At 69.0% G+C, this 7,802-nt stretch carries 10 protein-coding genes, 1 other RNA gene and 1 pseudogene; 8 read left to right on the top strand and 4 right to left on the bottom strand.

All coding sequences use genetic code 11. The features are described 5' to 3' along the window. The 3 genes from ssrA to MNZ27_RS06560 all read left to right on the top strand — a co-directional run. Positions 1 to 63, top strand: a transfer-messenger RNA (tmRNA) gene (gene ssrA / locus MNZ27_RS24340); the annotation flags it as partial. 171 nt (positions 64 to 234) lie between these two features. Then, the gene (gene infA / locus MNZ27_RS06565; protein ID WP_242343790.1) at positions 235 to 453 is read left to right on the top strand and encodes a translation initiation factor IF-1; all 219 of its coding nucleotides are present in this window, start codon (positions 235 to 237) and stop codon (positions 451 to 453) included. A 381-nt stretch (positions 454 to 834) separates the two neighbouring features. Then, positions 835 to 1,563, top strand: a complete 729-nt coding sequence (locus tag MNZ27_RS06560) for a cation diffusion facilitator family transporter (protein WP_242393239.1) — start codon at positions 835 to 837, stop codon at positions 1,561 to 1,563. A gap of 46 nt (positions 1,564 to 1,609) precedes the next feature. Here the strand turns inward: MNZ27_RS06560 and MNZ27_RS06555 are convergent, their stop codons facing one another. Continuing rightward, on the bottom strand, positions 1,610 to 2,284 hold the full coding sequence (locus MNZ27_RS06555) for a class I SAM-dependent methyltransferase (protein WP_242393238.1): 675 nt from the start codon (positions 2,282 to 2,284) through the stop codon (positions 1,610 to 1,612). A gap of 159 nt (positions 2,285 to 2,443) precedes the next feature. On the opposite strand from MNZ27_RS06555, the gene MNZ27_RS06550 reads away from it, so the two are divergent. Together MNZ27_RS06550 and MNZ27_RS06545 are read left to right on the top strand one after the other, a co-directional pair. Then, the gene (locus MNZ27_RS06550; RefSeq protein ID WP_242393237.1) at positions 2,444 to 2,590 is read left to right on the top strand and encodes a hypothetical protein; all 147 of its coding nucleotides are present in this window, start codon (positions 2,444 to 2,446) and stop codon (positions 2,588 to 2,590) included. Continuing rightward, positions 2,587 to 2,757 (top strand): hypothetical protein, encoded by a 171-nt coding sequence (locus MNZ27_RS06545; protein WP_242393236.1) that lies wholly within the window; start codon positions 2,587 to 2,589, stop codon positions 2,755 to 2,757. Before MNZ27_RS06550 ends, MNZ27_RS06545 begins: the two co-directional genes overlap by 4 nt. An 81-nt stretch (positions 2,758 to 2,838) precedes the next feature. Here the strand turns inward: MNZ27_RS06545 and MNZ27_RS06540 are convergent, their stop codons facing one another. Continuing rightward, the gene (locus tag MNZ27_RS06540; protein WP_242393235.1) at positions 2,839 to 3,198 is read right to left on the bottom strand and encodes a hypothetical protein; all 360 of its coding nucleotides are present in this window, start codon (positions 3,196 to 3,198) and stop codon (positions 2,839 to 2,841) included. Positions 3,199 to 3,548: 350 nt separating this feature from the next. Continuing rightward, entirely contained in the window at positions 3,549 to 3,932 is a 384-nt protein-coding gene (locus tag MNZ27_RS06535; RefSeq protein WP_242393234.1) for a hypothetical protein, read from the bottom strand. A 435-nt stretch (positions 3,933 to 4,367) separates the two neighbouring features. Here MNZ27_RS06535 and MNZ27_RS06530 point away from each other — a divergent pair, with 435 nt between their 5' ends. The 3 genes from MNZ27_RS06530 to MNZ27_RS06520 all read left to right on the top strand — a co-directional run bounded on the left by MNZ27_RS06530 (position 4,368) and on the right by MNZ27_RS06520 (position 7,403). Next, positions 4,368 to 4,856: a hemerythrin domain-containing protein gene (locus MNZ27_RS06530; protein WP_242393233.1), complete on the top strand. Its 489-nt coding sequence runs from the start codon at positions 4,368 to 4,370 to the stop codon at positions 4,854 to 4,856. A gap of 211 nt (positions 4,857 to 5,067) precedes the next feature. Continuing rightward, positions 5,068 to 5,541 carry a DUF7919 family protein gene (locus tag MNZ27_RS06525; protein WP_242393232.1) on the top strand — a complete coding sequence of 158 codons (474 nt, stop codon included), beginning with the start codon at positions 5,068 to 5,070 and terminating at the stop codon, positions 5,539 to 5,541. Positions 5,542 to 6,218: 677 nt separating this feature from the next. Further along, positions 6,219 to 7,403, top strand: a complete 1,185-nt coding sequence (locus MNZ27_RS06520) for a lipase family protein (protein WP_242393231.1) — start codon at positions 6,219 to 6,221, stop codon at positions 7,401 to 7,403. Here MNZ27_RS06520 and MNZ27_RS24240 read toward each other — a convergent pair. Continuing rightward, positions 7,303 to 7,802 (bottom strand): annotated as a pseudogene (locus MNZ27_RS24240) (hypothetical protein); the annotation flags it as partial. The gene MNZ27_RS06520 and the pseudogene MNZ27_RS24240 sit on opposite strands and share 101 nt — an antisense overlap.

Here is a 7,802-nt window from a genome sequence, read left to right as displayed (position 1 = left end):
CGCGCGTAGGGCCATTCACTGGAAGTCTTTCGGACCCGGGTTCGATTCCCGGCGCCTCCACTCCAAGCTCCCGCTTCTCGGGAGCTTTTTCGTTCCGGAGGCAATCGGTAGCAAGGCCGTGTTACCGAAGGGCCCGATCTCGAGGAGTTGGGTGTTGGAGGCGCCTTGCACTTCGACACCGGCCTACACCGTGGGCGATTTCACGGCGTGAACTGAACCCGAACAGGAGAGCGATTGAGCGAGAAGGAAGCAGGCATCGAGGTGCAGGGCCGCATCGAGGAGTCGAGCGGCGGCATGTACCGCGTGAAGCTGGATCAGGGACCGGTCGTGCTGGCGTATCCGTCGGGAAAGATGAAGCGGTTCCACATCCGCATCATCACCGGCGACCGCGTGAAGGTGGAGCTGTCGCCGTACGACCTGACGCGCGGCCGCATCACGTACCGCGACAAGTAGCCGTTGGCTCCCGCGTAGCTTCGTGATCCACCGCCATCCTCTCGCCGGTTTCGGCCCCCGCCTCGAGCCCGAGGGCCGGGATCCATGCCCGACGCGCACTGGCAGGCCAGCCCGATCACCGCGCTCCACCGCCCGAGAGTAAAGACCGCCTGCACCGCTCGATGACGGGCGCGATCAACGTGCACGACGTGGGCGGCGCGCGCCGTCGCGGCGTGGTCGGAGGGCAGGTCCCTTCTCCCGCCGGGGCGGGCGTCCGTAGCCCCCCGGGCTTGATCGCGAAGGGGCCCACCTTGACGGCTGTCCTACATCGTCATAGCCAGGACGGACGCCTTTCAACGGCATCGACGAAGGAGCCGGGCTCCCGCTCGACGACACAACAACGTGAACGACGACCGCAAGCGCGCAGTGGCGCAGGCGTTACGCCTGGAGTACCTGACCATCGGCTGGAACATCGTCGAGGGCGTCGTTGCAGTCACGGCCGCCATCCTCGCGGGCAGCGTCGCCCTGCTCGGCTTCGGCATCGACAGCTTCGTGGAGAGCGCGTCGGGCGGCGTCCTCGTCTGGAGGCTTCTCGCGGAGCGGCGCGGGGCCGACCACGAGGCCGTGGAGCGTCTCGACGCGCGCGCTCACAAGCTCGTCGGTGCGTCGCTGTTCCTCCTCGCCGCCTACGTCGCGTTCGACGGAGCGTCGGCGCTCTGGGCTCGGGAAGAACCGCGACCGAGCGTCGTTGGCATCGTGCTCACCGCCGTATCCATCGTCGCGATGCAGTGGCTCGCGCGCGCGAAACGTCGTGCGGCGAAGCGGCTCGGGAGCCGCGCGCTGGAGACCGACGCCTTCCAGACCACCGCATGCTTCTGGCTCTCCATCATCACGCTCGGCGGGATCGGCCTGAACGCGGCCCTCGGGTGGTGGTGGGCCGACCCGGTGGCCGCGCTGGGAATGACCGTGTACATCGCCCGCGAAGGGATGGAGGCATGGCGTGGCGAGGGGTGCGGGTGCGAGGACGACATGGCCTCCGCCGCGCTCGCCCCCGACGCGCAGGGCGAGACGAGCTGCGGGGGCGGCGGTTGCGCGTGCGCCGCGTCACGCTCTGAGCACCCCGAAGCGTGACCGACGCTGCCCGGTGGCAGACGGCGAGCGGCTCGCGCCCGCCCGTCTACTTCGGGTTCGCCGGCGCGGGCTTCTCGGCCGGTGCCGGCGGAGCGTTCTGATCCGCCGGCGCCGGGGCCTTCTCCTGCGCCTTCTTCTGCGACGACGCGCCCTTCGACGACGCGTTCTTCGAGGAGTGGTGGCGAGCGTGGTGATCTTCGTGGTCGCAGCAGCAGCCGCAGTCCCCGTGGTCATGGTCCTGCGCTGGGTCGTGCGCGAGGGCGAGCCCTCCGCCCGCGAGCGCGAGCACTCCAACAAGCGCCTTGATGAACCGCATGGCGTTACCTCCGAAGAGCATCCTGCGCGCGCCGAACCGAGGAAAGCGGTGTGGGCTGTTGCCGCACCGGCGCGAGGCACCACGCCTTGGACGCGGCTCGGGGAAATGCGCGACCCACTCCCCGGCCCCGACGCCACTCCCGGAGCGCCCCCCCGCTTCGTCGCCGCGTCGCGGTGGTGGAACATGAGGCTCGACACGGACGACGTCGAGGGAGCCGTCCGGGAACGGCAGCGCGTCCGCCGAGCCGCGCAGGATCTCGGCCGCCACGCCCGCCGCCCGGAGCTTCGGTTCGGCCTGCGCGAGCATGTCCGGATCGGGATCGACTCCCACGAGGCGCGCCGGCTTCGACGAGCTCTTCGCGATCGTGGAGCCGAAGCGCGTGCCGCTGGGCGTCGAGCTGCGCACCGACCACGGGTTCCAGTACAGGGGCGTCTGCGCGGCAGATGCGAGGGCTCTGCGTGTCGCTCTGGACGAGCGTCGGCCGCGTGCTACCGTCCAGCGCCATGATGCGCTCGAACATCGTCGCGCAGAACCCCCGCGGCAGCCCTTGACCGGGAGGAACCCATGCGCTGGTACCACGACCTCGCGTACTTCTTCGGCGGCGCGTTCCTGGCGAACGCGGTGCCGCACTACGTGAACGGCATTCCGGGCACCCGTTCCAAAGTCCGTTCGCGCATCCACCGGGCGAAGGGCTGTCCTCCGCGCTCGTGAACGTCCTCTGGGGCTTCGCCAACCTCGTCGTCGGCTACCTGCTGGTGGCCAAGGTGGGGACGTTCGAGCTGCGGCGCTGGCGGCACGTCATCGTCACGGGGGCGGGGGCTCTCTTGATGTCCGTGATGCTGGCACGCACGTTCGGGAGGTTCTACGGCGGGTTGTGATGACTCGGCAGGCGCTGCGCCTCCGCGTGCACGGGGTCTTGGACCCAGCATCGGGCTGGTTACGAGTCGGCAGCTACGAGGCTACTCACCCTCGTCGTCGACCGGATGCACGAGAGACAGCGTCATCGGCAGGCGCTGGCCTTCGAGGTAGGCCAAGACAGCGTCGGCGCCGAGGTGATTGGGCACGGCAAGATACGCACGCCCGGGTCTTTCGGACTTCGGTCCGTAGCAACCCTCGACGGCGATGTCACGCCTCTCGCCGGCGATGTCCAGCGCGCTGAAGGCCTGCTGCGCGTCGCCGCCGACCTCCAAGAGCACGTAGTCGAGCACCATCACCCACCGGCCGCCATCCTCGATGATGCGCTCGCCGATGCGCTCGTACGGCAGTCCGCCGCTGTCCCAGCTGAGCACCCCCTCGCCGTCCGGGACGACGACGATCACGTCTCCGTACGTTGGCTTTGCGTGAAGGAATGGAACGTTGCCGAGGCGAGCGTAGTGAGCTCCCGCAGGTCCCGGGGCCGGTCCGCTGTCTTCGGCCCACGGTGTTTCCACGTCCTCGCCGTTCGAGGAAAGGGACACCTTGATGAGCTTGGCGCGATCCGGGAGCCACATCACCCGACGCTACCACGCTGGACTCGCCTCGAACCGCGTTCGCGCATCCACCGGGCGAAGGGCTGTCCTCCGGCTGCGTCATCGTGATGTGGGGAGCTGCGGGATGGATCAGCTACCCCGCCCCTGGGTGGATCAGGTTGGGCGCTCCTGGTGGATCACCTACCGCGCCTCGCGACAGCCTAGTCCAACGGCGCGTACTGCTCGGGATGGGCGGCGAAATGTTCGTGACATCGATGGACGAGCGCCGCGTCACCATCGGAGACCGTCGCCGCATACTCGGCATCCAGCCGTAGCTCGAGCTCACCTGCCTCATCGTCATCGGCTGGCACGTTCTGGGCTGCGTCGACGATGGGCACGATTCCGATGACCCCATAGAACTCGTAGCCATGAATCGCCTCAGCGAGCTCGGCAGGCGCCAGACATTCGACCGCGTGGCAGACCCCGCCATTCATCGCGAGACCGTGGAAGCGGAGCATGGCAAAGAGCGCCGCGTCGCCCTCCCGGGGCTGAGCGCCTCCCTCTTCCAGGCAAGCCCGATTCCAGGTCAGGTCGGCGTTCGTCATGGCGGCGCATCGTAGCGATCGGCCTCACGCTCCTCAACGCGCTCGAGCATCGCGCTGGCACGCCCTCCCCCGCGCCGACCCGGAACGCGATCCGGACCCCGCGGCCGCCTGCGCCGGGTCGAGCCTCGGTGCCCGGAATCGTTCGTTTCTCAGCAGGGCGACCGCTGTTCGTTTTGGAACGCGACCGCTTCGGGGTCCCCGGTCCTCTCGATCCGTGAGCATCGCTGCGTCCATGCGATCGCTGGTCCGCCAATCGCTGGTCCGGCCCCTCGCGCGTTGGCCACCGCACCTCGGCCGCTGTCTCGGTTCGTAGGGGGGCCGGCGCTCCCGCGTCGTCCGGGATCGCAGCGGGGCCCTCGTGCGTTCGCGACATCGCCTCTCACCTCGGCGGAACATGCGCGGATGCCTACCGTTGCCGCAGCAGGAGGAGACGCCATGGACGCGATCAAGTTCCTGACCGAGCAGCACCGCGAGATCGACCGCCTGTTCGACGACTTCGAGGAGGCGTCGGGAGGTACGAAGAAGAAGCTCCAGCTCTGCCGCGAGATCAGCGACCTGCTCGCTGCGCACGCGACGATCGAGGAGAGGATCTTCTACCCGGCGACGAAGGACGCGCGCACCAAGGAGAAGCTGCGGGAGGCCGTCGAGGAGCACCTCTCCGTGAAGCGGATCATCGCCGACCTCGTGGACCTCTCGGAGATCGACGACGAGGCGGAGGCCAAGATGTCGGTGATGCGCGAGCAGAAGGAGCACCACGTCGAGGAGGAGGAGAAGGAGCTCTTCCCGACGGCGAGGAAGCTCCTCGGCGCGGAGCGGCTCGAGGAGCTCGGCAAGGAGATGGAAGACATGTTCGGCGAGCTCATGGCGGCTGGCGAGCCGCGCATGCAGGTCCCGAACGAGACGGACCACCCGGCGCAGATCTAGCTCGCGCACGCGTCCCTCGCGCCGACGCGGAGGCGCGACAACCGTCCACGGTGCCGCGTTCCTCGGAGGGGCGGGCGTGGCGACCCCGCTGTCCTGCCGGATCGGCGGTCCCGGTGCTCGGTCTCGGCAACAGGCGGGGGCTGTGGAAGCGGCGCTTCGGGACGGGAAGCGGCCGAACCGGGATGCCAGCGCGTGCTACAGTCGCCCTGTCATGATCGCGTTCGCGGACCTCGGTCCCATCGAATATTTCCTGGTGGGAGATCCGAGCGCACTCCGCGCCGTTGGGTGGCTGGCGCGCGGGCAGCCGTTCCGCACTGGCGCCGTGGGTCGAGAATTTTTCGACAAGCTCTGCGTCCTGCTCGTTTCCCCGTTCCAGCCGATCGCGACCGCGGGCGTCGCCCGCTGTGACCTCTGCCAGTTTTCCGGTGGACCGGACGTCATTCACGACGGCGATGTTGTCGTGCAAATGGGAGCCTCGAACCTCTTTGTTCCGGGGTCAGGCGTCCTCTACGTCGCCCCATCGCTCATCGCTCACTACATCGACGCCCACGACTACAGGCCTCCCGACGAGTTCGTGGAAGCCGTGTTGCGTTGCCCGCAGACGCACTCGATGGAGTACAAGCGACTCCTCCTCGCAAACGGAGGGAGTGGCCTCGTCGCTCCACCTCGGGCGGGATCGCGTTGACCGCGAGGCCATAGCAAGGAGATGGAGGCACATGTTCGGCGAGCTCATGGCGGCCGGCGAGCCGCGCATGCAGGTCCCGAACGAGACGGAGCACCCGGCGCAGATCTAGCTCGCGCACGCGTCGCTCTCGCCGACGCGCAGGCGACAACCGTGCAGGGTGCCGCGTTCCTCGTAGGGGCGGGCGTGGCGACCGCGCAGTTTGCTCGCAGTTCAACCGGGCTCACACCGATAGCCGTCTAGAGTCGGGGGGCAGGTCAGTTTGGCCTCTCAGGTCTCGTCACGCGCCCCCAGCCAGATGCGGATCCGGCGAATACGACCAATTCGGCGGCTGGCCGTCCTTAGTGCTCGAACCTGCGCGCGATGGCTTGGTGCACCCACCGCCATGCTTCACGACGAACCCGCGGAGGATGCTGCGTGCGAGCGGTGCCTCACCGAGCACCTCCGTCGCGTGCGCCACGATCCGGTATGCCCCCTCGTCCAGCCGGCGCGCATTGCTCGCGACCCTTGGACGCCAACGAATCTCGAGCGACCCGTCCTCGGCGTCTGCCGCCATGGCCGCGACTCCCCCGACGGTCGCGTACCGGTCGCTGCCGCCAGCAAGAGGGGCCCCGTCGAATCACGCTCCGTGTGAAGGCCGAGCGCGAGACTGGCTGGAACTCGCAACCCCCGAGGTGCCCATGGCCAGGAAGGCGGAGCTTCGTGAAGTCGCCGGCCGCTCTCGCTCGAAGCGCTCGAACCGCACGGGAACCGAGGCTCGCGCCGTCACCGTCGGCCAGCCGCAGCAACGGGACCAGGGCTCCCCTCCCCTGGCGCGGGCGGTGACGATCGAGCAGATCGAGGTCGCGGTCGGCAGCAACCGCGGCAGCGCGTTCCCCGGTGCGAAGATTCGCGCAACCTTCCGCCCGCAACCCGGGAAGGACCTGTCCTCTCGCAACGGTCCGGGGAAGCTGTCGGACCTGTGGAAGGCGGGGGATGCGCAGATCTCCACGGACCTGAAGGACGCGCGCCGGAACTACCGCGAGGATGCCGCGGACGTCCTGGACGACATCGCGGCCTGGTCCTACTCCGATGGGCAGACCCTCGCAGACGCCCTCCACCACCGCGGCATCATCGAGGACGACGACTCGTGCCTCCAGGTGTCGGTCACCAACCAGGCGATGCTGGTGGTCGCGACGGTGTTCTTCGTCCAGAGCGGGCCAGTCGGCGTGCTGTGCTTCCGCGGGACCGAGCCGGTGAACGCGATCAACTGGCTCACCGACGCGAACGTCGAGCCGAAGAGGTTCCGCGGCAGGGGACGCACTCATGGTGGGTTCATGCGCAACGTGCGAGCGCTCTGGAGCGACATCTACGACGTCGTCTCGGCCGCGGTCGACGGCGACGGCGGTCAAAGTCTCGAGGCCCTGTACGTCGCCGGACACAGCCTCGGTGGCGCCATGGCGGTCCTCGCGGCAGCCAGCATCTTCACCGACCCGGAGTGCACCACGTGGCGCCCGCTCATCCGGGGGGTCTACACGTACGGCCAGCCCATGGTGGGCGACGACGAGTTCGCCGCGAGCTGCGACGCCGCCTTCGGGGGCATTCACTTCCGTCACGTCTACCAGCGCGACCTGGTCCCGAGGATGCCGCCCATGATCGCCGGGAGGTTCAGTCACTCGGGGAACGAGCTCCTCGGCTCCCTCGACGGATGGTCGCCGCGCCGCAAGGCGGTCGCCCAGGCAATGTCCCTCCTGTCGGTGCCGATCGCGTTCGCCGCCTTCTTCTTCAAGCAGTTCCCGCTGCTGCACGACATGCACCTGCCTGTCTCGATCGACGACCACTCGCCGAACAGCTACCTGGAGGCGTTCCGCGCCATGCGGGAGTAACGCGCGACGCCGAGGCAGGCCTCGCGTGCGCGCGGCCCTGAACGGCGCGCGATGGTCTCGCGGCGAACCGCCTCTCGAGCGCTTGGCCTGAAGACGACCAGCGCCCGCCCCGCTGTTGCAACACGTGACGGCTCAGCTTCCGCTCCGCGGGTGATCCGGAGGCCGCGCGCCGGACGCCGTGCTCGCTCGAGGCGTGGCCGCGAGCGCCGCGACCACGCCGCCGTACCGGCCGACCTACCTGCACGCGAAGCCAGCCCCGTCGAGCAGCGCCGGGATCCGTCCTCGCAGGTTGTCCGCGACGTGCTCGAAGAGGCCGAGGGGCCAGAAGACGGCGCGCAGGAGCGCGCTCCGCGGTGCGCCGAAGTCCACGAGGACGAGGGCGCCGCCGGGCGCGAGCAC

The sequence above is a fragment of the Anaeromyxobacter oryzisoli genome (assembly GCF_022690765.1).
Lineage (GTDB): Bacteria > Myxococcota > Myxococcia > Myxococcales > Anaeromyxobacteraceae > Anaeromyxobacter > Anaeromyxobacter oryzisoli.
The sequence above is the reverse complement of the archived record's forward strand: the minus strand, read 5'-3'. Positions and strand labels throughout refer to the sequence as shown.